General features: G+C 64.2%; 28 protein-coding genes. 12 read left to right on the plus strand and 16 right to left on the minus strand.

Annotated elements, in window-relative coordinates:
• Positions 1-66: 66 nt before the first annotated feature.
• The 7 genes from LQG66_RS32135 to pqqA all read right to left on the minus strand — a co-directional run bounded on the left by LQG66_RS32135 (position 67) and on the right by pqqA (position 5541).
• Positions 67-732 (minus strand): DUF4286 family protein, encoded by a 666-nt coding sequence (locus LQG66_RS32135; protein WP_231319817.1) that lies wholly within the window; start codon positions 730-732, stop codon positions 67-69.
• A 149-nt stretch (positions 733-881) separates the two neighbouring features.
• Positions 882-1871, minus strand: a complete 990-nt coding sequence (gene pip / locus LQG66_RS32140) for a prolyl aminopeptidase (protein ID WP_231319818.1) — start codon at positions 1869-1871, stop codon at positions 882-884.
• Entirely contained in the window at positions 1864-3057 is a 1194-nt protein-coding gene (pqqE, locus tag LQG66_RS32145) for a pyrroloquinoline quinone biosynthesis protein PqqE (protein ID WP_231319819.1), read from the minus strand. The genes pip and pqqE overlap by 8 nt, the downstream gene beginning before the upstream one ends.
• The gene (gene pqqD / locus LQG66_RS32150; RefSeq protein ID WP_231319820.1) at positions 3054-3362 is read right to left on the minus strand and encodes a pyrroloquinoline quinone biosynthesis peptide chaperone PqqD; all 309 of its coding nucleotides are present in this window, start codon (positions 3360-3362) and stop codon (positions 3054-3056) included. Before pqqD ends, pqqE begins: the two co-directional genes overlap by 4 nt.
• Before the next feature lie 206 nt (positions 3363-3568).
• On the minus strand, positions 3569-4324 hold the full coding sequence (gene pqqC, locus LQG66_RS32155; RefSeq protein WP_425601371.1) for a pyrroloquinoline-quinone synthase PqqC: 756 nt from the start codon (positions 4322-4324) through the stop codon (positions 3569-3571).
• Between the two features lie 20 nt (positions 4325-4344).
• Complete coding sequence (gene pqqB, locus LQG66_RS32160; protein WP_231319822.1) at positions 4345-5274, minus strand: pyrroloquinoline quinone biosynthesis protein PqqB; 930 nt, start codon at positions 5272-5274, stop codon at positions 4345-4347.
• A gap of 186 nt (positions 5275-5460) precedes the next feature.
• Entirely contained in the window at positions 5461-5541 is an 81-nt protein-coding gene (gene pqqA, locus LQG66_RS32165) for a pyrroloquinoline quinone precursor peptide PqqA (protein ID WP_012029362.1), read from the minus strand.
• A 304-nt stretch (positions 5542-5845) separates the two neighbouring features.
• Here pqqA and LQG66_RS32170 point away from each other — a divergent pair, with 304 nt between their 5' ends.
• Positions 5846-6103 carry a DUF6894 family protein gene (locus LQG66_RS32170; protein WP_231319823.1) on the plus strand — a complete coding sequence of 86 codons (258 nt, stop codon included), beginning with the start codon at positions 5846-5848 and terminating at the stop codon, positions 6101-6103.
• A 102-nt stretch (positions 6104-6205) separates the two neighbouring features.
• Here LQG66_RS32170 and LQG66_RS32175 read toward each other — a convergent pair whose 3' ends face one another.
• Complete coding sequence (locus tag LQG66_RS32175) at positions 6206-6640, minus strand: group III truncated hemoglobin (RefSeq protein WP_231328036.1); 435 nt, start codon at positions 6638-6640, stop codon at positions 6206-6208.
• An 81-nt stretch (positions 6641-6721) separates the two neighbouring features.
• Positions 6722-7828, minus strand: coding sequence for a lactonase family protein (locus LQG66_RS32180; protein WP_231319824.1), 1107 nt, complete (start codon positions 7826-7828; stop codon positions 6722-6724).
• 229 nt (positions 7829-8057) lie between these two features.
• On the opposite strand from LQG66_RS32180, the gene LQG66_RS32185 reads away from it, so the two are divergent.
• From LQG66_RS32185 to LQG66_RS32205, 5 genes are all read left to right on the plus strand, one after another.
• Positions 8058-9452 carry an amidase family protein gene (locus LQG66_RS32185; RefSeq protein WP_231319825.1) on the plus strand — a complete coding sequence of 465 codons (1395 nt, stop codon included), beginning with the start codon at positions 8058-8060 and terminating at the stop codon, positions 9450-9452.
• Positions 9452-9928 (plus strand): glutathione peroxidase, encoded by a 477-nt coding sequence (locus LQG66_RS32190; protein ID WP_231319826.1) that lies wholly within the window; start codon positions 9452-9454, stop codon positions 9926-9928. The genes LQG66_RS32185 and LQG66_RS32190 overlap by 1 nt, the downstream gene beginning before the upstream one ends.
• The gene (locus LQG66_RS32195; RefSeq protein WP_231319827.1) at positions 9925-10179 is read left to right on the plus strand and encodes a DUF3297 family protein; all 255 of its coding nucleotides are present in this window, start codon (positions 9925-9927) and stop codon (positions 10177-10179) included. The genes LQG66_RS32190 and LQG66_RS32195 overlap by 4 nt, the downstream gene beginning before the upstream one ends.
• Before the next feature lie 397 nt (positions 10180-10576).
• Positions 10577-11632 (plus strand): hypothetical protein, encoded by a 1056-nt coding sequence (locus LQG66_RS32200; RefSeq protein WP_231319828.1) that lies wholly within the window; start codon positions 10577-10579, stop codon positions 11630-11632.
• Positions 11633-11762: 130 nt separating this feature from the next.
• Positions 11763-12200, plus strand: coding sequence for a hypothetical protein (locus LQG66_RS32205; protein ID WP_231319829.1), 438 nt, complete (start codon positions 11763-11765; stop codon positions 12198-12200).
• Between the two features lie 119 nt (positions 12201-12319).
• Here LQG66_RS32205 and LQG66_RS32210 read toward each other — a convergent pair whose 3' ends face one another.
• Both LQG66_RS32210 and LQG66_RS32215 read right to left on the minus strand, forming a co-directional pair.
• Positions 12320-13156 carry an outer membrane protein gene (locus LQG66_RS32210; protein WP_231319830.1) on the minus strand — a complete coding sequence of 279 codons (837 nt, stop codon included), beginning with the start codon at positions 13154-13156 and terminating at the stop codon, positions 12320-12322.
• Positions 13157-13284: 128 nt separating this feature from the next.
• Positions 13285-13533: a hypothetical protein gene (locus LQG66_RS32215; RefSeq protein ID WP_231319831.1), complete on the minus strand. Its 249-nt coding sequence runs from the start codon at positions 13531-13533 to the stop codon at positions 13285-13287.
• 137 nt (positions 13534-13670) lie between these two features.
• Between LQG66_RS32215 and LQG66_RS32220 the strand changes: the two genes are divergently transcribed.
• Positions 13671-14087, plus strand: coding sequence for an SRPBCC family protein (locus LQG66_RS32220; RefSeq protein WP_231319832.1), 417 nt, complete (start codon positions 13671-13673; stop codon positions 14085-14087).
• Between the two features lie 362 nt (positions 14088-14449).
• Here LQG66_RS32220 and LQG66_RS32225 read toward each other — a convergent pair whose 3' ends face one another.
• The 5 genes from LQG66_RS32225 to LQG66_RS32245 all read right to left on the minus strand — a co-directional run bounded on the left by LQG66_RS32225 (position 14450) and on the right by LQG66_RS32245 (position 20071).
• A complete protein-coding gene (locus tag LQG66_RS32225; protein WP_231319833.1) occupies positions 14450-14812 on the minus strand; it encodes a DUF7674 family protein in 363 nt (120 codons plus the stop codon).
• A 235-nt stretch (positions 14813-15047) separates the two neighbouring features.
• On the minus strand, positions 15048-15338 hold the full coding sequence (locus LQG66_RS32230) for a hypothetical protein (protein ID WP_231319834.1): 291 nt from the start codon (positions 15336-15338) through the stop codon (positions 15048-15050).
• A gap of 279 nt (positions 15339-15617) precedes the next feature.
• The gene (locus tag LQG66_RS32235) at positions 15618-16883 is read right to left on the minus strand and encodes a serine hydrolase domain-containing protein (protein ID WP_231319835.1); all 1266 of its coding nucleotides are present in this window, start codon (positions 16881-16883) and stop codon (positions 15618-15620) included.
• A 905-nt stretch (positions 16884-17788) separates the two neighbouring features.
• Positions 17789-19138: a malonyl-CoA decarboxylase gene (locus LQG66_RS32240; protein WP_231319836.1), complete on the minus strand. Its 1350-nt coding sequence runs from the start codon at positions 19136-19138 to the stop codon at positions 17789-17791.
• Between the two features lie 84 nt (positions 19139-19222).
• Positions 19223-20071 carry an AraC family transcriptional regulator gene (locus LQG66_RS32245; protein ID WP_231319837.1) on the minus strand — a complete coding sequence of 283 codons (849 nt, stop codon included), beginning with the start codon at positions 20069-20071 and terminating at the stop codon, positions 19223-19225.
• A 77-nt stretch (positions 20072-20148) separates the two neighbouring features.
• Between LQG66_RS32245 and LQG66_RS32250 the strand changes: the two genes are divergently transcribed.
• The 5 genes from LQG66_RS32250 (at position 20149) to LQG66_RS32270 (ending at position 24637) form a co-directional block, all read left to right on the plus strand.
• A complete protein-coding gene (locus LQG66_RS32250; RefSeq protein ID WP_231319838.1) occupies positions 20149-21342 on the plus strand; it encodes an MFS transporter in 1194 nt (397 codons plus the stop codon).
• 180 nt (positions 21343-21522) lie between these two features.
• Entirely contained in the window at positions 21523-22263 is a 741-nt protein-coding gene (locus LQG66_RS32255; protein ID WP_231328037.1) for an ABC transporter substrate-binding protein, read from the plus strand.
• 132 nt (positions 22264-22395) lie between these two features.
• Positions 22396-23283: a cysteine rich repeat-containing protein gene (locus LQG66_RS32260; protein ID WP_231319839.1), complete on the plus strand. Its 888-nt coding sequence runs from the start codon at positions 22396-22398 to the stop codon at positions 23281-23283.
• A gap of 164 nt (positions 23284-23447) precedes the next feature.
• Positions 23448-23675, plus strand: a complete 228-nt coding sequence (locus LQG66_RS32265; protein WP_231328038.1) for a hypothetical protein — start codon at positions 23448-23450, stop codon at positions 23673-23675.
• Between the two features lie 164 nt (positions 23676-23839).
• Complete coding sequence (locus LQG66_RS32270; protein WP_231319840.1) at positions 23840-24637, plus strand: transporter substrate-binding domain-containing protein; 798 nt, start codon at positions 23840-23842, stop codon at positions 24635-24637.
• Positions 24638-24723 lie beyond the last annotated feature (86 nt).

Here is a 24723-nt window from a genome sequence, read left to right on the forward strand (position 1 = left end):
GCATTCTCACGAGCGGTTGCATCGGCCGGTTGCACGCTCGCGTCATTGATTCAGAACAATGCGTGCTCAGCCAAAGGCGATGTCGGCGCGGCTCAGATCCCACATCAGCCTGTAGATGCCGACCGAGATCTGCGTGGCGAGCGGACCGTCGATCGCTGCAAAGCGCGTCGTCATCAGCGTGGCGATGGCGTGGCTGTCGGTGCCGTCGATCAGGACGAACCAGTCGGCCTCACGCGAGTTCGTGGGCAGTTCCGCGGGGCCGGAGAGCGCGGCGTCGCCTTCGAGCAGGTGCATCGAGATGATGCCGTCGAGGTCGCGCGGATCGAGCTCGATCTGCAGCGCGTCGCGCAATGCCACGTCCTGGGCGGGCTTCGGGCGCAGCCGGATGAGGCCGAGCACGGCGCCGCGGCCAGCGCCTATCGAGATCGTGGTGCGCGCGACGCTGCGGATCATGTTCCTGAAGCGCGCCATGACGATCTTCGACCACTCCGTCGGTGCCTCCAGCCGCGCGCGGTAGGCCGCGCTGTCGAGCACGTCGATGGTCTCGGTCGAATACAGGCAGAGATATTTCGGGCTGCCCTGCTCCGCGACGTAGCGCCGCGCCTCGATGAAGCCGGGGATCGCGACGCGCTCTTCGAGATGCTCGCGATCGTACCAGCGGTTGAAGTCGGCCTCGTCAGCGGCATCGATGTTCATCGACGTCAAAAGCATGCCTTTTCCGGCGATGGGCATTGGGATGTGTCCTTGTTTGGCGGCAAACGGCTCGCGGTGAGGAGCGCGCTTCGCGCGTCTCGAAACATGAGGCCGGAATGTGTCGGGCCACATCCTTCGAGACGCCATGCTGCGCATGGCCCTCAGGATGAGGGGACAGGACCACGTCTTTATGGTGCGGTCGTGCGCGCCGCCATATCGGAGATGGCTTTCATGACCGCATCGCGGATGCCGGGGTCATAAAGATTGTGACCTGCGGCTTCCACGACACGGATTTCGGCGTCGCGCCAGGCTTCGGCCAGCCGCGCGGAGGTCGATGGCGGACAGAGCAGGTCGTAGCGGCCCTGCACGATGATGCCGGGAATGCCGGCGAGTTTGCGCGCGTCGCGCAGCAACTGGTCGGGCGCCATGAAGCTGTCGTTCGCGAAGTAGTGCGCCTCCATGAACGGCGTTGCCGGCAATGCGCTGCCGGAACGGATAGCAAGGCGATCGAGCCGGGCGCGCGCCGGCTTGACCTCCGACAACGCGCGCTCGACATCGTGCCAGGCGCGGGCGGCCGGGCCATGGATGGCCGGATCGGGGTCGAGGATGCGCCGGAAATAGGAGCCGCACGGATTGGCGCGCTCGTCGTCCGGCAGCAGTTCCAGAAAGTCGCGGTGCAAGGCCGGATGAAAGCGCGCCAGTGTTTCGCCGAAGGCGGCTTCCACTTCCGCGCGGGTGCCGAGAAAGGTCGCGCGCAGCACCAGCCCCGTCACGCGCGTGGGATAGGCCTGTGCATAGGCCAGCGCCAGCGTCGCACCCCATGACCCGCCGGCGACGATCCAGCGTTCGAAGCCGAACCTGCCGCGGATCGCCTCCATGTCGGCGATCAGGTCGGGCAGGGTGTTATTGTCGCGGCTGCGCGCAGGGCGCGAGTGTCCGGCGCCACGCTGGTCGAACAGCACGGCATGAAAGCGCTCGGGATCGAACAGGCGGCGGTGATCCGGCTGGCAGCCGGAGCCCGGCCCGCCGTGCAGATAGACCGCCGGGATGCCGCCTTCGCGGCCGCTGCTCTCGACATAGATCTGGTGCCCGCCGGACACATCGAGCCATTCCGACGTCAGCGGCGCGAACGGATCACTGCGGCTCGCGGAGGCGCGGCCGGCTTCAGCATCAGGCATCGCCGCTCTCGGGCGTGCCGCCGGCAAAGTTGCGATAGAGGAAGCGGTCCTGGCCAGAGGCGGCGTCGCGCTCGGCCTGCTTGAAGATGCTCTCGTGCAGCGGCGACAGCGTGCAGGCCGGATCGGTATTGCCGGCGTCGCCCGTCAGCGCAAATGCCTGGCAGCGGCAACCGCCGAAATCGATCTCGCGGAATTCGCAGGATTTGCACGGCTCCTTCATCCAGCCGGTGCCGCGATAGCGGTTGAAGGCCTCGGAGTTCTGCCAGATCCAGGCGATCGAATGGTTCGAGCGCACCGACATGAAGTCGAGCCCGGTGATGCTCTCGGCGGCGTGGCAGGGCAGGATCCTGCCGGACGGCGAGATGTTGAAGAACTGCCGGCCCCAGCCGCCCATGCACTTCTTCGGCCGCAGCGCGTAATAGTCCGGCACCACGTAGTCGATGGTCAGCGTGCCCTTCAGCCGCTCGCGCGCGTCCTCGACGAGGCGGTCGGTCTCCTCGAGCTGGGCGTAGGTCGGCATCAGGCTGGCGCGGTTCTTCAGCGCCCAGCCGTAATATTGCACGTTGGCGACCTCCAGCCGGTCGGCGTCGAGATCGACCGCCATCTGGATGATGTCGGGCAGCTGATGCAGGTTCTGCCGGTGCATCACGGCGTTGACGGTCAGCGGCAGATCGAGCTCGCGGGTCCAGCGTGCGACCTCGAGCTTCTTGGCGTGACCGCCTTTGTAGCCGCCGACGCGGTCGGCAACATCAGGCTCATTGCCCTGGAAGCTGATCTGGACGTGGCACAGCCCGGCGTCCGCAAGCTCCTTCAGCCGCTCGCGCGTCAGCAGCACGGCCGAGGTGATCAGATTGGTGTACAGCCCGACGTCGTTAGCATGCTGCACCAGCTCGACGAGGTCCTTGCGCGCGGTCGGCTCGCCGCCGGAGAAGTGAATCTGCAGCACGCCGATCTCGGCGAGCTCCGACAGCACCTTCTTCCATTCCGCAGTCGTCAGTTCCTGCCCGGCGCGCTCGAGCTCCAGCGGATTCGAGCAATAGGGGCACTGCAGCGGACAGCGGTGGGTGAGCTCGGCCAGCACGGCGAGCGGGATGCCGTAGGTCTCGGCCACCGAGCCGCGCCGCTCCAGCACGGCGAGCCCGTCATTGCTGTCGATCTGCGGCGACGTGTCGGTGAGCCCGGTCATGATGTCGTCTCCCGAACCTCGGTCAGAAAACCCTTGTCGGCGAGATCCTGCAGCATGACGACCACATCGGTGGCGATCGTGTCGCGGGGCGCGGCATATTTGGCGGCGAGCTCGTCAATGATGGCGGCGACGCTGCGCGCGCCGTCACAGAGCTTGAGCACCTCGACGGCGATCTCGTCCGGCGCCAGCACGCGCTCCGGTGCCAGGATCACCCAGACCTGGCGGGTCTCGTCGAACTTCAGCTTGGTGTGACGCGGCAGCACCGCGCGGCTGGTTTCGGTGACTTGGACGTGACGCGGGGCCATGGTGGGTCTCTAACGCGTGGAATCGTTAAGTGGCGCGGCGGCTGCGCAGCACAAGGTGCGGCTCCCCTCCCCCTTGCGGGGAGGGGGCGGGGGTGGGGGTCTCAGCAAAGACTGCCCGTGTGGACCCCCCACCCCGACCCTCCCCCGCAAGGGGGGAGGGGGCGCACCTTTTGTTTGGTGAGGGCGTCGCCTCGAAGCAAACATCCTCACCCCTCTTTCGGCACGAACGCGCCGGGCGGGATGTTGCCCTCGACATAGGCGTAGTACAGCGCGTCGAGTTGCACCCACAGCACGTTGGTCTTGAAGATCAGCGCGTTGCAGACCGCGGCGCGCTGCTCCGGCGTGGTGGCGTGCTCCCTCACGTAATGCAGCGCGAAATTAGCGTCGCGTGGCGCCTGGGTCAGGCGCCGCTTGAAGTAGCTCATCGTATCGTTGTTGACGAAGTTGTAGTGCTCGAGCATGCCCGAGATGCGCTCCTCGTGAATGCTCGGCGCGAACAGCTCCGTCAATGACGAGGCGATCGCCTCCAGCGGCGAGCGGTCGCGGCAGAAATGCACATAGGCCTCCACCGCGAAACGCGTCGCCGGCAGGATGCCTTCGGTGGATTCGACGTAAGCGGTGTCGAGGCCGAGACCTTCCGTCAGCTTGAGCCAGCGCTCGATGCCGCCTTCACTGCCGACATCGCCGTCGTGATCCTCGATGCGATGCCGCCATTCCAGCCGCGTGGCGCGGTCGCGGAAGCGCGTCATCACCATCGCGTCCTTGAGCGGGATGGTCGACTGATAGTAGTAACGGTTCAGCGCCCAGGCCTGCACCTGGCCCTTGTTGAGCTTGCCGCGGTGCAGCAGCTTATGAAACGGGTGATGGTTGTGATAGCGCGTCGCGCCGATGTGGCGCAGCGCCGCTTCCAATTCGCTTGCATTGTTCAGCGTGACGCCGCGTCCGATCGACAGCGCCGTCATTCCACTCAGATTGATCTCACTCACAGTACGATCTCCATCCCTTCAGCGGGGATTTCCCATCCCTCGCGTTCCAACGTTTGCCGCTCGGGTGAGGCGTGCAGCCACGCCGGATTGGAGTTGTTGATGTGCAGGAAGATCTTCCTGCCGATCCCGATGTCCGCCAGCTGCTTGATCGCGCCGCTTTCTCCAGACATCGCGATATGTCCCATGCTCTGCCCGGTCTTGTTGCCGAGTCCGGCCTGGATCATCTCGTCGTCGCGCCACACCGTGCCGTCGAACAGCACCAATGGCGCGCCTGTCAGTCGCTTCTTCAAGTCTTCATCGACGCCTGCGCAGGCGGCGATCACGTAACAATATTGCCCGCTCGCGCGGTCCGCAATCCTGAGGCCCAGCGTGTCGCCGATCGATGAGCTGCCGCCGGGATGCTGCCTGTCGCGCAGATACCAGGCGCTGGTGCCGGAAACGGCGAATGCGGTGATCTCCAGGCCCGAAGGCGTGCCGTCCTGCAATCGCGGTCGGAACGGGACGTCGATCTCGATCGGCAGGCGGCGGACGTTCTCCTCCTTGAGAACATCGAAGATGTTGTTCGAACGCAGGATCGCCAGCACCTTCGGATGCGCATGGATCGAGAATGGCGAACTCTCGCGCATCGACAGCAAGCCCGTCACCGCGTCGATCTCGCCGTTGGTGAGGATCACCCCGGCGATCGGACTGTGGCGCAGCGCGCCCGGCTTTGGATGCAGTTGCGGCGTGCTGGTGACCTGTTGACGCAGGTCGGGCGAGGCGTTGATCAGGAACCAGTTGATACCGTCGGCACTGACGGCGACCGAAGCCTGGCTGTTGCGGATCTCGGGATGGTCGGCACGGGCGGCACGACACACCGCGCAACCACAGTTCCACTGGGGAACTCCGCCGCCCGCGGCGGCGCCCAGGACGACGATGCGAAGCATGAGCCGTCTCCTGGAATTCAGCTGTGATCGCGCACGCGATTACCGGCAGGCAGAGAAGGTGACGAGGGTGGACGCCGGATCAGCGCACGGGCGGGCACATAAGCGGCTGGCACATACGCGATCGCTGACACCCACCCTCAAACGTCGACGTCCTGATCGGCGGGACCTGGACGTCACACCTGCGAATTATTTGCGGGCCGCGCAGGCATACATGTTGATTTCCATGCCAACCGGCACTTCAACGATCTTCGGTGCTTTCCAGGCCATTGTCCTCTCCTTCAAGTCGGGACGGTTATCGTCCTCAGCATTAAACTACCGTGCTACGAAAAGTTCGCCAGTGGAATCTTTTTGTTTGAGCCTCTCAGGCCTGCTTATTGCAGTGCGAAGCCGCAGACGCGAATTGCCGCCCTTTCCATCGGATCGGGCCGTGAAAACAACGGATTCGTGATCGATGGCTTCGCATGCCCGTCCTGTTCCGCCGTTAGCCTTGGCCGGAATGGGCCGGATAAAGCAGATGTGAGACGCTCCGAGACTTCAAAACCCCAGTGCGCGACCCCATTGGAAACTGACGATGCCTAGATACTTCTTCAACACACGGATTGGCGAGGAACTGGTCTCCGACACGGACGGCGAGGTACTGCGCAATCCCGACCGCGCCTGGGAAGTGGCGCGCGACATGATCAAGGAGCTGCTGCGCACCGAGGGTGGCAACGCGGCGCTGCTGACGGCCGTCATCGAGATCACCGACGAGGATGGTGAGATCGTGCTGGAGTTTCCGTTCGCCGAAGCGATCTTCAGTATGCCAGCCCAATCCATGACGCGTCATTGAGCGCGCGAGAGGCCCGGCGCGATGGCGCGGGTCGCGGCATTCCCGTTGATCGAACGGGCGTTGGATCGACGCCGCGCGCGCGAGCCGATGATCGGGGGCGCGTTAGGGGGAATGGCGCGGACGCACGAGTTCGCCGCGCGTGCTCGCGATTCCCATCTCGAAGCTGTCGGCGATGCGCCGCGCGCGGATGATGAAGAGCTCGGCAAGGTCCGGTGCGAACAGGTCGCGCGCGGTGGCCTCGAACAGCTGCAGCCAGCGGTCGAAGTGGGCGCCCTGCAGCGAGAGCAAGAGATGCGGGCGCATCGGCGCGCCACTATAGCGGCCGGTCTTCAGCAGCATCGACGACCAGAAATCGCTGATCTTGCCGATATGCTCGTCCCAGTCGTCGACCGTGTGGCTGAAGATAGGCCCGATCAGCTCGTCCTCACGCGCGCGTCCGTAGAAGGTCTGCACCAGCAGGCGGATGGAGTGCTCGTCGAGTTCCGGATGTTGGACCGCGAGGGGGTGACGGTCGGGCTGAGCGGCAGGCATGGTCATGGCGCTGTATATAGGCACTCGCAACGCCAATGGAAATCATTGGGGCGCCGCGTTATCCGATCGGCGCCCCCCGCTGGTCGATCACGGCAGGCTGACGAACTCCACCCAATTCGGCTTCTTGCCGACGGCATAGGATTTCTGCTTCGTAAGCGCGCCGCTGGCCGGATCGATGCGGTAGACCGTCATGCCGTTCGACAACTCGCCGACAGCTGCCAGGTAGCGCCCGCTGGAATCGATGTTGAATCCGCGCGGCTGGGTCTCGGTCGGAACGCTGCCGATGGTCGTGAGACGCCCGCTGGCCGCATCGACCTTGAACGCCGCCAGCGTGTGCGAGCCGCGCTCCGACGCGTAGAGGAACTGGCCATCCGGCGTGAGGTGCAGGTCCGCCGCCCAGGGCTTGCCGGAGAAGCCGGCGGGCAGGGCGGTGGTTCGCTGCTGCTCGCTCCAGGCGCCCTTGTCAGTGTCGTAGGCGAAGACAGCGAGATCCGCGTTGAGCTCGTGCAGAAGATAGATGAACTTGCCGTTCGGGTGGAAGATGAAGTGGCGCGGACCTGATTTCTCCGGCGTCTTCACCGTCAGCGTGTCCTTGGCCGTGAGCGTTCCGGTACCGGCATCGAAGGCGAAGCCGAGCACCTGGTCGGAGCCGAGATTGGTCGCGAACACGAAGCGGTTGTCGGGCGAGGGCAGGAAGGCATGGGCGTTCAGCCCGGTGGGAATGACCTGGCTCGGCGCGGCGACGACGCCGTTGGCCTGAACCGGATTCACCGCGACCTTGTTGCCGCCATAGGAGGCGCTGAACAGCACCTTGCCGGTGCGATCGAAGGCGATGTTGGCCATGCTGTCGGCGAGCGGGCCGTTGCCGATATGCGTGAGCTGGCCGGTCTTGGCATCGATCGCGAAGCTCTCGGCGAGGAACGGCTGCGAGCGGATTCCGGCGATCAGCACCCGCTTGTCCGGGCTGACGGCGAGCGGGGTCGAGGAGCCGGCCTTCTCCACGCCGACGAAGGCCGCGGTCTGCACCGGGGTCATCTCGCCGGTCGCGGTGTCGAGCCTGAAGACGCTGATGTCGTTGCTGTCGGCATTGCCGACATAGGCGTAGGTTTCGGCGTGGGACGCGCGCGGCGTGAGGCTGTTTGCGACTGCGGCCAGGACGAGTGTTGCAGCCATGGCGGTGCCTGCTCTGATCATGTGGTTTCCCCCTTTTGTGATGTGCTTGGTTGAGGTCTTAAAGTCGATTGCGAAGCTTGGCCAAGCTTGATTCCGGATCGATCGATGCAAGAAGGGTATTGATTGTCTGGCCCGGGGTCCTGGCGGAAATGCCGCACTGCAACGCGACGCTGCATGGGGCACCTCGATTTGCGCGGCTTTCTCCGTGCCGTTCGCCGCGCTAGAACGCGGGACCATCACGGAGTTGTCCATGACCGATCTCTGGCGCCTGCCGGCTGCCGACCTCGCTGCCCTCATCAAGTCGAAACAGGTCTCCGCCAGGGATGCCGCGAGCGCGGCGCTGGCGCGGTTAGAGGCGGTCAACCCGCAGATCAACGCCGTGATCGACCACCGGCCGGAGGACGTTCTCAAGCAGGCCGACGCCATCGACGCTGCATTGGCGCGCGGCGAGGATCCGGGGCCGCTCGCGGGCGTGCCGGTGACGATCAAGGTCAATGTCGACCAGGCCGGCTTCGCCACCACCAACGGCCTGAAGCTGCAGAAGGACGCCATCGCGTCGGCGCACAATCCGGTGGTCAACAACCTGGTCAAGGCCGGCGCGGTGCTGCTCGGCCGCACCAACACACCGGCGGTGTCGTATCGCTGGTTCACCAGCAACCTCATTCACGGCCACACCAAGAACCCGCGCGATCCCGCGATCACCCCCGGCGGCTCCTCAGGTGGCGCCGGATCGGCCACCGCGGCCGGCATCGGCCATATCGGCCACGGCACCGACATCGCCGGCTCGGTGCGCTATCCCGCCTATGCCTGCGGCATTCATGGCCTGCGCCCGACGGTCGGGCGCATCCCCGCCTTCAACACCTCGCTGCCCGAACGCCCGATCGGCCCGCAGATCAGCGCCGTCTCCGGGCCGCTGGCGCGCACCGTCAACGACGTCAGGATCGCGCTCGCGGCGATGTCGGCGCGCGACGTCCGCGATGTCTGGTGGATGCCGGTGCCGCTCGAGGGCCCAAAGCTGCCCAAGCGGGTCACGCTCTGTGTCAACCCGGACGGGCTGAACCCGGTGCCGGAGGTCGTGGCCGCGTTGCGTGATGCCGCCAAGCGGCTCGAAGCCGCCGGCTGGACCGTCGAGGAGATCGCGGACACGCCGCCGATGCAGGAGGCTGCATTGCTGCAGACCCGGCTATGGCTCGGCGACGGCTACGAGGCGCAGCTCGCGGCGGCCGAGAAGGAGGGCGATCCCGGCGCGCTCGCCTGCCTGCGCGGCAACCGCGACAAGGTGCACCCGTTCGACCTGTCGCAGACCTTGGCGCGCCGCGCCGCGCTGACCCGGCAGTGGCTGCTGTTCATGGAGCAGCACCCGCTGCTGTTGATGCCGGTGTCGGGCATGCTGCCGTTTGCCGACCAGCTCGACCGCAAGGACGAGGAGTCGTTCAAGCAGGTCTGGCACGCCCAGCTGACGCAGATCGCGATTCCCTTCTTCGGCCTGCCGGGCCTCACGGTGTCGACCGGCATGGTCGGGCGCGTTCCCGTGGGCGTCCAGCTGGTCGGGCAGCGTTTCCGCGAGGACATGTGCCTTCTGGCCGGCGAGGCGATCGAGGCCGGCGGCGCCCCGCCGTCGCCGATCGATCCGGTGCTGGGGTGATGCCGAGCATCTACGATTTCACCGCGACCTCGCTGACCGGCGAGGCGGTGCCGCTGAAGCGGTACGAGGGGCAGGTGCTGCTCATCGTCAATACCGCGAGTGCCTGCGGATTCACGCCGCAATACCGCGGCCTCGAGGCGCTGCAGCGAGCCTACGCGCCTAAGGGCTTTGCCGTGCTCGGATTTCCCTGTAACCAGTTCGGCGCCCAGGAGCCCGGCACGGCGGACGAGATCGGCGCGTTCTGCTCCAGCAAATACGACGTCACGTTCCCGCTGTTTGCGAAGATCGACGTCAACGGCGCGGACGCCCATCCGCTGTACCGGTTCCTGAAGGGCGAGAAGACGGGCCTCTTGGGGTCGGCGATCAAGTGGAATTTCACCAAATTCCTGGTCGATCGCACCGGTCACGTGGTGTCGCGCCATGCGCCGACCACCACGCCCGAGGCACTGCGAAAAGAGATCGAGGCGCTGCTATGAGCGAGAACGAGACCACCGCGACCGCATTTCCCGACCGCCTCTCGGTCGATCCGAAGAGCCCCTATTACAACGCGGACATCCTGGCGCGCGACGTCGGCATCCGCTTCAAGGGCGCCGAGAAGACCAATGTCGAGGAATATTGCATCAGCGAGGGCTGGATCCGCGTCGCCGCCGGGACCGCCAAGGACCGCTACGGCAACCCGCTGACCATCAAGGTGCACGGCCCGGTCGAGCCGTATTTCAAGGATTGATGCGGACTGCGCTGCGGCTCTCTGGCGGCCGTATCCGCCGACCTCTGACCTTCGCGATGAGGCGAACCGCCAACCCAGGATATGTCATGCCCGGGCTTGTCCCGGGCATCCATGTCGTAATTCTGGGCTCGGACGTGGATGGCCAGGACAAGCCCGGCCATGACGATGTGGAGAAGGGCGGGGTCAAAGCAGCTTTGGCTCCCGTCGCGATGGGTCATCTAGACCTTGGCTGCAGATATTTGAGCGTCGTTCAAAATTATCTTGAACGCTGCTCACATTTCGCTACACTCACCTTTATCCGCCGCCCGGCACCGGTTCGCGACGCGCAACGCCCGCTGGCGTTGGCGCGACCGGCCTCCGCGTGCCGTCTCCGGCGGGCTCACAAAGGATGATGACGATGTCCTATTCAGAACGAGATCTGCGCGCCGCCGCTGGCGCCGGCGCGATCGGTCCTGACGAGCTGCAGCGGCTACTGGCCTACCTGCAACGGCAGGCCTCGGCCAATGGCGCTCCCTCGGCAAAGTTCGATGCCGCGCATCTGCTCTGGTACGCCGGCGCGCTGATCGTGATCGGCGCGATGGGCCTGTTCTCGACGGTGGCGTTCTCGCAAATGGGCGGCCGCGCGCTGACGGCTTGCGCGATCGCCTATGCCGTGGCGTTCGGCCTCGCCGGCAATCATCTCTGGCGCCGCGATTTGCGCGTCCCCGGCGGCCTCTTGATCGCGATCGCGGTGTCGATGGCGCCGCTTGCCGTCTACGGCATCCAGGATGAGTTCGGCTGGTGGGGGAAGTTCGGCAAGCCCGGCACCGTCCACGACTTCTACATCTGGATCAAGGGCAGCTGGCTGTTCATGGAGATCGCCACGACAGTCGCGGGCGCGATCGCGCTGCGCTTCTATCGGGTGCCCTTCATCGTCGCGATCATCTCGGTCGCATTGTGGTTCATGTCGATGGACCTCACGCCGTGGATCTTCAACGTCAGCCATTTCGACTGGGAGATGCGCCGCATCGTCTCGATCTGGTTCGGGCTCGGCATCCTCGCGGTCGCCTGGATCGTCGACTACAACAGCGCCAGCCGCGACTTCGGCTTCTGGCTGCACCTGTTCGGCCTGCTGGCGTTCTGGGGCGGCATCACCGCCACCGACGGCGCGACCGAACTCGGCAAGGCGATCTACTGCCTGATGAATGTCGGCCTGCTCGCGGTGGCCGTGATCATCGTCCGCCGCCTCTACGCCGTGTTCGGCGCCTTGGGCATCACGATGTATCTCGGCCATCTCGCCGACGTCGTCTTCAAGAACTCGCTGCTGTTTCCCTTCGCGCTGTCGCTGATCGGCGTCGCGGTGGTCGCGATGGGGCTGGCGTATCACAGGAAGCAGAAGACGATTGCGGACTGGCTGGCGGCAAATCTGCCGGCGGCGGTGCTGCGGCTGCGTCCGCATCAGGCGGTCGGTTGAAACTTCGGCGATGACCAATGCTGCGGCCGTCCTTCGGGACGCCCGCCTCCGGCGGGCTCCTCAGGGCGAGGTTTGTAACCTTAGAGGCAGCAGCAATCCGATCGAAGTGTAAAGTGCAGGGAGTATTAATATGCAGGTTGATGAGCGAACGATATCGGGCGAATGGTCGCCGAGGCTGTCGTCCTGGTCAGTTGGCTTAGCCATATTTGCGGTGTTTCTGAATCTGCTTGCTATAGCAGTGTCGTTCTATATCTCCCACTGGTTATTGCACCACAGGACCGTTCTGAACGATGCCGTCTTGTCTGTCGTATTGATATCGACTTCGCCTGTCTTGGCGTTGTTGGTTCTTCGTCGCTGTTTCCCGCTGGTTCTTTTCTTTGCTTTCATTTTGGGCTGGATCTTGAAGGCGCAGTTCGATCAGGTCATTGCATTTTATGCAGCCGGACCTGATGCGCTCGTCAGCAAGTGGGACTCGCCGGGCGTCTCTCTGCTGATTCTTGGTATGCTTTCGATCCTGATCTTGGTGGTGCGGGTCGTAGCTCATATTTTCGCTCGTCTCAGGCAATGAGTGCGGATGTGTTCATTGGCTGGGGTCCGTATCTGCAGAGACAGTCTAAGCCCTCATGGTCCCCTGAACGAAGAAGGGGAGCCTCGAAGCTCCCCATCTTGTTCTCTTCAGACGGCCGATCAGAAATGATAGTTCACCCCGACGCGCGCGACGTCAAAGCTCGGCTTGATATCGACGTGCGTCGCGATGACGCCGGTCAGTCCGGCGGGCGATTGCAGCGAGCCGGTCAAGTTGTAGCCATTCGTGCCGAAACCCATGTGCAGGTACTCGCCCTTGACGGACCAGCCTGCCCCAAGCGCATATTCGAGACCCCAGCCAACCGCGTAGCCCACCAGGACGGCGGTGTTAGAAGCGTTCGTCGAGCCTAACGGTCCCAGCACTGGAGGGGTGATGCTGGTGACGATACTGCCCGTAGCATCCGCGCTCAGTTTGGTTTGAGCCAACGCAATGCCGCCAGTCGCGTAGAGCAACGCAGGCCCAAACGCATACCCAACTCGGCCACGGAAGGTCGCATACCAATCAGTGCGGACGGAAGTGCTGCCGCTGAAATTGCCGCCGATGAAGGCCGGAACGATGATAGCCGAGTTGCCGGAACGGACCTTTGAATCGAGATACAGCCAATCAGCCTCGATGCCGAGCACCGTCTGATCGATCTGCCAGTTGTACCCGGCCTGGATGCCGGCGGTGATGCCATTGGCGTTGCCGGATCCCGCGTTGAAGCCATAGGGGGCCGAACCGCCATTCGTGGTCACGATTGTCCCGGTGGCGTTCGAAGCGCCGTAGCTGCCCCAGCCATAACCAACGTCGGCGCCAATATAGAAACCCGTCCAGTTGCTCACCGGCTGGGAAACAGCCGGAGTCTTCGCTGGCATACGAAAAGACCTCAGATCGGCAGCCTGGGCCGCGGGCGGACCGAAGACGACGGCCGATAGCAATGCGAGCGCAAACTTTTTCATTTCAAAAACTCCTTCTTCAAGCCGCCCCGGCGGCCCGCCAATCATGAGGCAAAACCAGGGCGGCATCAAAGCGCGATCGAATGCGCGAATAGGACCGCGCAGATCTTGCGATCGGGGTGACACGCCTCCTATTTCTTCGCGAGAAAAAATCTGGCGAACTGTACGCCTGCCAAAATTCCCAGAAGACCACCCAGGCCAACGCCGACCACAACAGCCAACAGCGCGAGGATGCTCCAATCGCTGTGAATGCCTCCTCGCGCGAAACTGAGAGCAAGGAACCCGATGGCCAGCGCCGCGTAGCCGAGAACGGCGGCGCCGAGTGCGCCGCCCACCAGGGCTGCGATGGCAATGAATGAGGCCCGTGTCGCCTTCCCCATCGAACATCCCCGCAATGGACTATCCCCGATGCAAGATTTGTCCCGCCAGTTGTCGGGACCGGCCGGGTGCGACCGTCCTTGACACAACTCCTGCACACATGCAGTGAGCGGTCAAAATCGAACCAGGAGCAATGGTCATGCGGATCACCGTCGAAACCACCGTCGCAGCCCCCATCGATCAGGTCTGGCGTGCCTATACGACACCTGCCGATATCGTGAAATGGAACGCCGCCTCGGACGACTGGCATACGACCAAGGCCACGGTCGACCTGAGAGAGGGCGGCGCGTTCTCGTCGCGCATGGAGGCCAAGGACGGCAGCATGGGCTTCGACTTCGCCGGCACCTACACGAAGATCGTTGAACACGAGCGGATCGAATACGCCTTCGGCGACCGAAAGGCCGAGGTCCAGTTCGAGCCCGGCCCGGAGGGCGTGGTCGTTCGCGTCGTCTTCGATGCCGAAACGACGCACTCGGTCGAGCAGCAGCAGGGCGGCTGGCGGGCGATTCTCGGCAGCTTTGCCCGATACGTGGAGGCGAAGCGGAACAAGTCGTGAAGGCATGTGGGGCAGGGCGGAGGTCCAGCGGGTGTGGGCGACTGGACGATCATTGGCTACCGCGAGGAGTTTGATGCAGCGTCACCGTAACCTCACCGTAACCTACCCAGGATCTCGTCGGAGTTTTTTCCTTGAATGGCGAGATGTCGTATCTGATCTCTCGCCGTATGGGTCATGTCGATATGGTCGTCATCGGCTTTTCGATGTTTGGTGGGGTGATTGGCCGGCTGTTTTCGAGACGAGGGCCCTCGTAGAAGCGGTGAGGAATTGCAGGAAAGCCGGTGACGGTGCGCCAAATAGCGAGATTTGGGCCGCGCGAGCAACCAACGGTCGGCGAGCCACAACTGACACCCGCCAGATTTCTAAAACCCAAGCCACGCTTCGGCGTGATGCAGAGATCGCGGACCCAGCAACGGAACAATCTGCTCCCATTGTCCTCTGGTCCGCCCAGCCCGATTCGCCAAAGCTTCGATGAGGCCCGTTGCAGTGGCTGTTAACAAGCGCTGGTCACGACTCTCCATTGCCTGCTCAACAAGCGAGAAGATGCGGCGATTGACATCAATACCAACATGGCTGAAATCATCTGCGATCTGGTCGCCAAGGTAACCAAATAGCACCGTGACGGGAGGGCTTTCCGGCCGCCAGTCGTTGACAACTGCTTGGTATGTAGCCTGTACGTTGCTGGAAGCCGCCGTCAGCTCCCGAACGAATTCCTCATAGCTCATCATCACCGTTCCCTTCGCGCATTGGTCATATCTCGGATGTGGACGAGAGGCCAAGATAGGCAGCGCGCCGTGGCCGTTCTTCGAGGCGCCTGCGGCTGGCGGACTCTTCAGGACGAGGGCTGTTACTTCGGCGAGATCCATATTGCGATATGAGCGCATAAGCATGTCAGCACAATTTGCCCCGCAGGCTTCTGCGGGGCGCTAGCCAGCAAACGTTGGGCTCGACCTAATCGAGTTATTTATGGATATTGAAGGTCTGCTCCGAACTGTGACTACAATCAGATATTGAAAGCGCAGGTTGACCGCGATCGTTAAAGTATAGGCAAATGCCAGAACGTGCGGCCTGCTCTATTTTGACTCCGCTTAGAGCACTGCCGACCATTGATGGCACTGCGTCCGCCTTCTTCTCGATACAAGCAAGTCGATCTTCAATAATTGTAATCTTTGCGCATTCGCCCTCTGCTCGTGCCGCAGTGATAGAGCAGGTAATCAGCACTGTAGCACACGCAATCATCTTGGCTGTCATGTCAATGCCTCCAAATATTGATGGGTACAAAAGCGCTGAAACTTCCCATGCGGCTTCACCTTGCGCAAGGCTGCTTGTTGTTGCACCGCAGCTATGGTGACGAGCTGTCCGCTTCGGGCTGCAAGCGGCGGCAGCGGCAGGTCGGCGGGGTCCGGACCGTTGACTTCAGTGACAGTGCACAAGATTTCCTTGGAGAGCGATGTTGTGGTGCGACGAGTTTCGGCGTCGCCCGTGAGTTTGGGGCAGCGCTACTTCAACTCGAAGGCCGATCCATCAACGCTAGCCTACGCTCGCCAAAACGATTTCCCGGAGCACGCGCGTCGGCGGAATCCACTGATCGTCGCTGCCGTAGTTTCCTGCCGTCAGAGCGATGACGAGCTGCAGCGCAGGAATGATGAACAGGCGCTGGCCGCCTTCGCCCTGCGCCATCCACATGCGTTCGAGGCGTCCGGGCGCCCATCCCTTTGGTTGGCCGAAAGCCACGTCGAGAACAAACCATTGATAGCCGTAACGACGAAGCTCGTCGCAGCTGACCACCGGCGTCGTGCAACGCGTGATCCATTCGGCGGGAACGATCTGTCGGCCCTCGTGCTGCCCTCCGGAGAGCATCAACGTCCCGATCCGTGAGAGATCGCGAACCGACAACCGGGCGCCTGACGCAGCGAACGGCTCGCCATCAGGCCCGGTGGCCCATTGCGTCGGTCCCATGCCGAGCGGATCGAAAAGAAACTCGCGTGCGAAGTCATGCAGTGACTTGCCCGACCCCTTGGCGATCAAACGGGCGAGCAACGCGGTTGCTCCGCCGCAATAGGTCCAGTGCGCACCGGGCCTGTCGACCAGCGGTCGCTCCAGGATGTAGCGATAGCGGTCGGACGCGTCGTCCATGGCGGTTTCGCTGTTGCGAGGATCGGCGTAAGGCAAGCTGCTCTCGTCCCAATCCGTTCCCAAGGTCATGGAGAGCGCATGATGCACGGTCACGCGCGCGCGTTCCTCATCGGCAAGATCACGATATTCCGGGAATCCAGACAGCAGGCTTGCTTCCGGCGCCGGTACCTTGCCTTGCTGAAGAGCGATCCCATAAAGCAGGGCCACGATGCTCTTCGAGCATGATCGCAGATCGTGGAGCGTCTCTGCCGCAAACTTGACCGTCCCCAGATCGCCAACGCCTCTCTCGCGATCCTGGCCCTCGAAATAGCGCTCGACGATCGGCTTCCCGTTCTGCAGAACGATGAGACCGTGGATGTTCCACACGCGCCGCTCAGCAAGCGCTTGATCGAGGCGTCGGATTATATCGATGGCGAATGTGTCAGAATCGAACCTGGCCTGTGGCTGCCTCTGAGCCGGGATGATCGGCGAGCTCATGGCAGCTGCTCCTATGGCTGAAAGGATCTGGCGACGATTTGGCACAGCCGAAACGCCCTCATCTGGGATGTATCGCTTTATACCAAGCGGACTGTTTCGGGGAAATGTCGCTCTTGGGGCAATTGCAGCCCGTCGGTTCAGGCTAGTGCGCAAAGTCGAATTTCCTTTGCGCATCAGCCGCATCGCGCTGCTCGGCCTGTGTCGCCGAAATCTCCCGCTTGACAAATTCCGAAAATCAGCAATGATGCTGATATCCTGTCCCATCGTAGAGGGACGTACGCGTCGTCACGAACGTCGGGGCAGGGATGCGGTGGACGTGGAGGGGCCGGCAGACGACCGGTGCCTTCGCGGACGGAGAAGTCGTGTGGTCCTGGCCTCTCGACGCTGAGGTCAAGTCCGCGGTCGTTGCTTATGGGCACGCGCGGGCGATGGGGGCAAAAAAGCCCGATCCCCAGGGAGAGCACGAAGGACACCGTTAAAACCATCGCGCAGGGAAGGCCGGGATGCACCGGTCGTACCTGTGGTTCCTGCCCCGTGCACTTTTTCACGCACGGGGGCCATGGGTGTGGCCAAGCACCCGGTCTTCCCTGCGCCCTCTGCAACTATCAGAGGGACATGTTCGATGCGGCACTCGGGCGTCACGCGCCGCGAGACTGCGATCGCGTGTCCCGTGCTGTTTGAGATGTGAATGCGCCTTCCCCCCACTGTCGTCCCGGGCAAGCCGTGACGCGCAAAGCGCGGCGCGGCGCCGACCCGGGACCCATACGCCGCGGCGGACGTGGGGAGCGAGGACTAACAACCAGTCTGCCCCAAACTACTCCCTGGGGGTATGGGCCCCGGCTTTTCGCCGGGACGACAGTGATGTTTGCGGTGTGAGCGCTCCATCTCACGAGCGTCATTGCGAGCGCAGCGACCTGTCCGCCGAAGCTCGAAGAGCGAAGGCGGAAGCAATCCAGGCTGCCTGCGCAGAGACAGTCTTGATTGCTTCGGCGCAAGAGCGCCTCGCAATGACGGAGTTTGGAGCTGGCAGTATGACGCGAAGCGGCGCAACGAAGGCGCGCAGAGTTGCGCCGCTTCCAGCGCAAAGCTTACGACGACAACCGCATGTCCAGCCGCCGCCGGCCCTCGGTGCGCAGCAGCTTCTTCACGGCGCTGGAGGCGACGACCTCGCCGTCATTGGCGTAGGCCTCGTGGTTCTTCTCGATGTCCTCGAGGCGGTAGAGATAGTTCACCATGACGGTGGCGGATTCGCGCTGGCCCTTGGACGAGAGGTCGCCGAGCCAGTTGATGCGCTCGAGGCGGGCGCCGTTGCCGAGATGGAAGCGAGCCACCGAGTCGATCAGCTTGCCCTTCGTCGTGCGGGCCTTCAGGAAGTAGTGCGCGGCGAGCGGCTCGATCACGGCGCGCAGCTCGGCGGTCATGTCGGCATCCTCGACCCAGCGCGGCTCGTTCAACAGCTTGAGCACGTTGCGATCCTCGTCGGTCGCATCGGTGGTCGACTTCAGCCAGGTCATGAAGCCCGGCACCGGCGACAGCGTGACGAAGGTGTCGAGCTTGGGCAGCTCGCGCCTGAGCTCCTCGACCACCTGCTTGATCAGGAAGTTGCCGAACGAGATGCCGCCGAGGCCACGCTGGGTGTTGGAGATGGAGTAGAACACGGCGGTGCGGGCGCGGTCGGCCGGCACCGGCGGGCGGTCGACCGCCAGCAGCGGCGCGATGGCGCCCGGGATCGTCTCGGTCAGCGCCACCTCGACGAAGATCAGCGGCGCGTCGGGCATCGCCGGATGGAAGAAGGCGTAGCAACGGCGATCGACGGGATCGATGCGGCGGCGCAGATCGTCCCAGTCATGAATCTCGTGCACTGCCTCGTAGCGGATGATCTGCTCAAGGATGTTGGCAGGTGTCGACCAGTCGATCCGGCGCAGCACGAGAAACCCCCTGTTGAACCACGAACTCAAGAGATGCACGACGTCCCGATCGAGCGCGAACAGCTCCGGATTGCCCTTCAGCAGGTCCTGGAGATCTGTACGCATCGCGACCAGCTCGGGTGTGCCGCCGGGGGCCCGGTTGAGGCGTCGGATCAGCTCCTGCCGGCGCGGCTCGGAGGCGAAATGCAGTGCGCTGGCGCCTTCGTCGGACGGCGTCGCGCGCCAGTCCTCGATCGCCTTGGCGAGCTTCGCCTTGTCGGGGCCGAAATCATGGACCAGCGCGGTGAAGAACGCCTTGCGGCCGTCGGCGTCGAGGTCGTGATAACCGTCGAGTACGTCGCGGGCCATCGCCGTGCCCGACGCCTCGCCGGCGCCGGACACCAGCGCTTCGCACAGCTCGGCGAGACTCTTCGCATCATGCTTGTCGACCGGGGCGCCGCCGCCGCGCAGAAGGGTGCGGCCGCGCTCGGAAATCGTGGTGATCAGGTCGGTGAAAAAGGCATTGGCCATCTGATGTCGGTCGAATCCCAAGCGGCACGAGTAATGTTACATGGATTTATGGCAAAGCTGGCCACAATCAAACATAACAAATCGTCAACGCTGGCCGCGGCTGGCGCGGGGCGCGGGCGCCGGGGTTGCGATCATGCCCTGTCCCGCAAATTCCGTCGGCGTCTGGCCGGTTACCTGGCGGAACGCATGCGAAAACGCGGGCACGCTGGCGTAGCCGAGGTCGGCGGCCAGCGTCTTCACCGAGAGCGTGCGGTCCATCGACAGCCGCTCGATCGCGGCCGCGATCCGGGCGCGTTGGCACCATGCCTTGAAGCTCAGCTTGGTTTCCGCGGCGAACAGCCGCGACAAGGTCCGGGCCGAGCTTCCAATCCTGCTCGCGAGAGTCGCGATGTCGCCGGCGCTCGCGGGCGAGGCGAGAACGAGATCGGCGGCGCGCCGGGCACGGGGGTCGCGGGGCAGGGGAATGAACGTCGCGGAGTCATCGGTGCGTCGCAGTTCGAGCAGCGCCAGCCGCACCAGGAGACGCGCCCGCTCGGCCTCGCCGTTCCGCTCGAACAGCGTCAGGATGGCGTGGTGCAGCAGCGGGGAGACCTGCACCACGAACTCGGTGTCGAGCCGAAGGTGGTGCGTCTCGCGCTCGAGCCAGTCGAGCTCGAAATACAGCGTCCGCATCTGGCTGTCGGCCAGCATGTCGATGGCATGGGCGTGACGGGCTGGAACCCAGACCGCGCGATCCGGCGGCACCAGCCAGCGTCCTCGCGGCGTCGTCACCTGCATCGTGCCGGCGGATGCGTAGATCAGCTGCGACTCGCGGTGCATGTGCGGATCGAGCCGGGCGCCCTTGTGATAGGTGCGCGCGATCAGATGGACGCCGGCCTCGGTCGTTACACGGTCGGCGCCGAGCGCCTTCAATGGCGTTTCCACGATGGTCATTGGCGGCTTCTCGTCAGGCGCATCGACTATAACCGATTTGCCGAACCTACTTGCCAGGAAATCGAGGACCGGTCTTCATGAATAGCCCCCGCCGCGTGATCGGCTTCGTCAACGCCGCTCATTTCGTCGACCACTACGCGATGCTGATCTTCGCGGCCGCCGTCATCATCATGGGCCCGGCGCTCGGCATGGCCTATGCGGACCTCCTTCCCTATGCGACGCCGGGCTTCATCGCCTTCGGCGCCGGATCGCTTTTGACAGGCTGGCTCGGCGACCGCTGGAGCCGCAGGCACATGATGCTGATCTTCTATGTCGGTATCGGGCTGTCGATGATCTCCGTGGGTCTCGTGCAGACGCCCTGGCAGCTCGGCGCGGCGCTGCTCGCCATCGGCCTGTTCGCCTCGATCTATCACCCGGTGGGAACCGCGATGCTCGTCTCCTATGCTGACAGGCTCGGCCGCGACATGGGGCTGAACGGCGTGTTCGGCAATCTCGGCGTCGCCTCGTCGGCGCTGGTCACCGGTGTTGTCGGGCAGTATCTCGGCTGGCGGTTTGCCTTCATCGTTCCCGGCGTGGTCACGGTCGGGATCGGCGTGGCGTTCGCGCTGTCGGTCGCGCATGAGGACCGCAGGGGATCGAGGCAGGCCGCCGCGCAGGCACGGGTCGCGCGCGACCAGATGTGGCGGGTGGTGCTGGCGTTGCTGCTCGTGGTGATCGCGATCTCCACCACGTTCAATGCGATCACCGTGGCGCTGCCGAAACTGTTCGCGGAGCGGCTTGCCGGGCTCACGCAAAGTCCGGCGCTGCTCGGCGTGATCGCCGCCGGCGTCTACGTGTTCGGCGCCATGACGCAGTACACGATCGGGCGGCTGCTGGATCGTCATGCGTTGAAGACGGTGGCGCTGCCGCTCTCGCTGGTGCTGGCGCCGCTGCTGTATCTGGCCGCCGATGCCCATGATTGGGCGCTGGTCCTGGCCTCGATCGGCATCGTCATGGGCGCGTTCGGGCAGGTCACCGTCAACGACGCGATGGTCGGCAAGTACACCGCCGAGGAATGGCGCTCGCGCGCCTACGCCGTGCGCTATTTCATTGGCTTCACCGCGGCCGGCGCCTCGGTCGGGCTCGTCGCCTGGCTGTATGAGCGCGGCGGCTTCGTCACCATGCTGCAGGCCTTCGCCGCGCTGGCCCTGGTCGCGATCATCGCCGCGCTGATCCTGCCGCCGGAGATTTCGACCACGCAGCCCGCGCTGCGGGAGGCGCCGGCGGAGTAGCAATGGTGGGACGTCGTCAGCGAACGGCATCGGCAAAGCACAATCGTGTTGCTCTGCAGCGAGGTTGCGACTTGCATTGGACGGCACGCGCGCCATGATCACCAGCGCAACAGGGAGGGGACGATGGGTGCGTGGCGCGGGCTGTGGGCGGCGGCGCTGGCCGTCGTGGGAGTCATGACCATGGCATCTGGTGCAAGTGCCGGAGACCTGAAGGACGAGATCGCACCGACGGGCAAGCTGCGGGTGGCGATCGCGATCAGCCCGGCCGGCGGCGCGTTCTGGTCGACGAAGACGGAAGGCGGCTACGCCGGCGTTCCCGTCGATCTCGGCCGGGCGATGGCGGACAGGCTCGGCGTGCCCGTCGATTACGTCGTGCACCAGAACTCGGGGCAGATCACCGATGCCGCCTCCAAGGGGACCTGGGACGTCACCTTCCTGCCGAAGGATCCGGAGCGTGAGACCAAGATGGCGTTCGGCCCGATCTATGAGGTCGCGGACGCGACCTACATCGTGAAGGCCGGCTCGACCGTGACCGGCTTCGCCACGCTCGATCAGCCCGGCGTCAAGGTCGCCGCCGTCAACAACACCACGACCATGCGCGGCGCGACAGCGCATCTGAAGAATGCTGCCGTCACCGGCTATCAGACCTATGACGAGATCTACGGCCTGCTGCAGCGGGGCGAGGTCGACGCCTTCGCGCTGTCGCGCGACCAGCTCAACGCGATGGCGAAGAAGCTGCCGGGGACGCGGGTGCTCGACGAGACCTTCAAGAAGACGGTGACCGCGGTCGCGGTGCCGCCCGGCCATCCGCAGTCGCTGGCCTTCGTCACGGCCTTCATGACCGCGGCTGCCTCGAACGGCCTGCTGCGCAAGACCTATGACGACAACGGTCTGAAGGACACGCCGCTGCGCACGCAGTAGATCCTTGTCATGCCGATCCACCCAAATTTCCACAGTTGCTCACTCATACTGACATGCCCTTATTGGTCGCCACGCAGGCTCGCTTCGGTGGCGACGACAGATTGAAACGTAATACCATTGGAGGTTGGATCGATGATCGTTCGCTATAAACGGATGTTGGTGCTCGGAGTGGCTGCTGCGGTCGGCTTCACTGCGACGCAAGCGCTGGCACAGGCCCCGAGCGATGCGCAGCGCAACGCCATCAAATCCTCGTGCCGGTCGGACTACATGGCGCATTGTTCGAGCGTGCCGCCGGGCGGCGCGGCCTCGGTACAATGCCTGCAGGCGAACATGGCGAGTCTGTCGGCGGGATGTCAGACGGCGCTGCGTGCGATCGAGCCCGCGGCGGAGGCAAAGCCGGCCGCGGCTGCAGCGACCGAAACCAAGCCGCCGGCGGCTGAGCCGAGCAGACCGGTTGCCGAGCCGGCCAAATCAGTGGCTCAGCCGGCAGCGCCGGCCGCGCCGGCGAAGCCTGCGACCGCGAGCAAACCCGAGCCGGTCAAGCCTGCCGCGTCGGCCGCGCCGGCACCCGGCGTCAAGCCGAGCGAGGCGCAGACGGCGGCGATCCGCAGCGCCTGCGGCTCGGACTATCCCAAGGTCTGCAGCAGCGTGCCGCCGGGCGGCGCCGCCGCGCTGCAGTGCCTGGAGCAGAACAAGGCCAAGGTGTCCCCATCCTGCGCCAAGGCGATTGCGGCCGCGAGCGGCGGCAGCGCGGCGCCGGCCGCCGCATCGTCTGTCGCGGCGGCCCCCGCGACCACGGCAGTCGCGACACCGGATCCGGCCCCCGCGCTGGTGCTGCGGCCACTGCGGCCGCTCGAGGAATTGCGCATCGTCAGGGCCGCATGCGGCCCGGATGCGCGCACATTGTGCAGCGGTGTCGAGGCGGGCGGCGGCCGGATCGCGCAGTGTCTCGCAGCTAATGCCGGTTCGCTGTCGCCTGGCTGCAAGGGCATGCTCGCCGAGTTCGCCGCCAACCGGTAACGGGGTCGGTCGCCGGCAGCTGCGGTTACCGCCGCCGGTGCACGCGATTGATGCAGGAAATTCGAATCCACCCAAATTGTCACAGTTGCCGGGACGCGGTGCTCCCGGCAAGGTCGCGCCAGGGTGGATATTTGACTAATCAGATCATGATCGGGAGTTTCAATATGAAAGCCATTATCTCGCGTGCCATTCTGTCGACGCTGTGCGGGTTGTTTGTGCTGGCGTTGATGCCATTCTTTTCGATGTCGGACGCCAATGCCGTCGTGTGCGCGCGCGGCGTCGTGCGGGCCGGCTGCGCTGGCGCTGCCGGCGCCGTCGTCGTGCGCAAGCCGGTGGCTGCAGCCTGCCGGACCGTTCTGGTCAACGGCGTCTGGGTTCGTCGCTGCGTTTAAGGCGCGTTTAATCAGTTTTCTGTATCGACTTATTTGAAACGGTAATTGCGGCGCGTAAGTTTTGCGCGCCGCATGTTGCTTTGCATCAGCAAGGTAAGCTGTATTTAACTCTGCTCCCGGCAAGGTGCGGCTTGTACCAACTTGCAATCCGATGGGAGAGGGCCATGGCGTTTTGGCGCTGGCTGCGTGATGCAGCCCTGGCAGCTGCGATAATCACGTTTGTCGGCAACGCTGCCTGCGCGGCGGGTTTGAAGGAAGAAATCGCGCCCACCGGCAAGCTCAGGGTGGCCATCGCGATTGGCCCTGCCGGTGGCGCGTTCTGGTGCGTCAAGTCCGACAATGGTTACGCGGGCGTGCCGGTCGAGCTCGGCAAGGCCATGGCCGCGCAGGTCGGCGTGCCCGTCGAGTTCGTCGAGCATTCGAATTCCAATGCCATCACCGACGAGGCCGCTCAGGGCGTCTGGGACGTTGCCTTCATGCCGAAGGACGCGGAGCGCGAGGCCAAGGTGTCGTTCGGTCCGGTCTACGATTCGGTCGAGACCACGTTCATCGTCCGTGCCGGTCTCGACGTCGCCAACATCGCCGCGCTGGACCACGCCGGCACCGAGGTTGCCGCCATCAACGATACGACGGTCCTGCGCGGTGCCAAGGCCTTTTTGAAGAAGGCGACCGTCACCGGCTTCAAGTCCTATGAGGAGGTCTATGCGCTGCTGTCGGCTGGCGAGATCGATGCGCTCGCGCTGGCGCGTGATCAGTTGACCCTGATCGCCAAGCAACTGCCCGGGACGAAAGTGCTGAGCGAGACCTTCAAGAAGACGGATACCGCGGCCGTGGTGCCGCTGAAGCATCCGCAGTCGCTCGCTTTCGTCACCAAGTTCATGACGGAGTCCAAGGCGAACGGTCTGCTCAAGAAGGCCTATGGCGCCAACAATTTGAGCGAGTCCACGCTGTTCACGCAGTAAGCGCAGTTGATTGCGCAAACGCCTCCTATCGTGCTCTCCCCACATCTCATGGTGGGGAGAGCCAATCGTTCTTTTCGACCCGGTCG

This window comes from Bradyrhizobium ontarionense (assembly GCF_021088345.1).
GTDB lineage: Bacteria > Pseudomonadota > Alphaproteobacteria > Rhizobiales > Xanthobacteraceae > Bradyrhizobium > Bradyrhizobium ontarionense.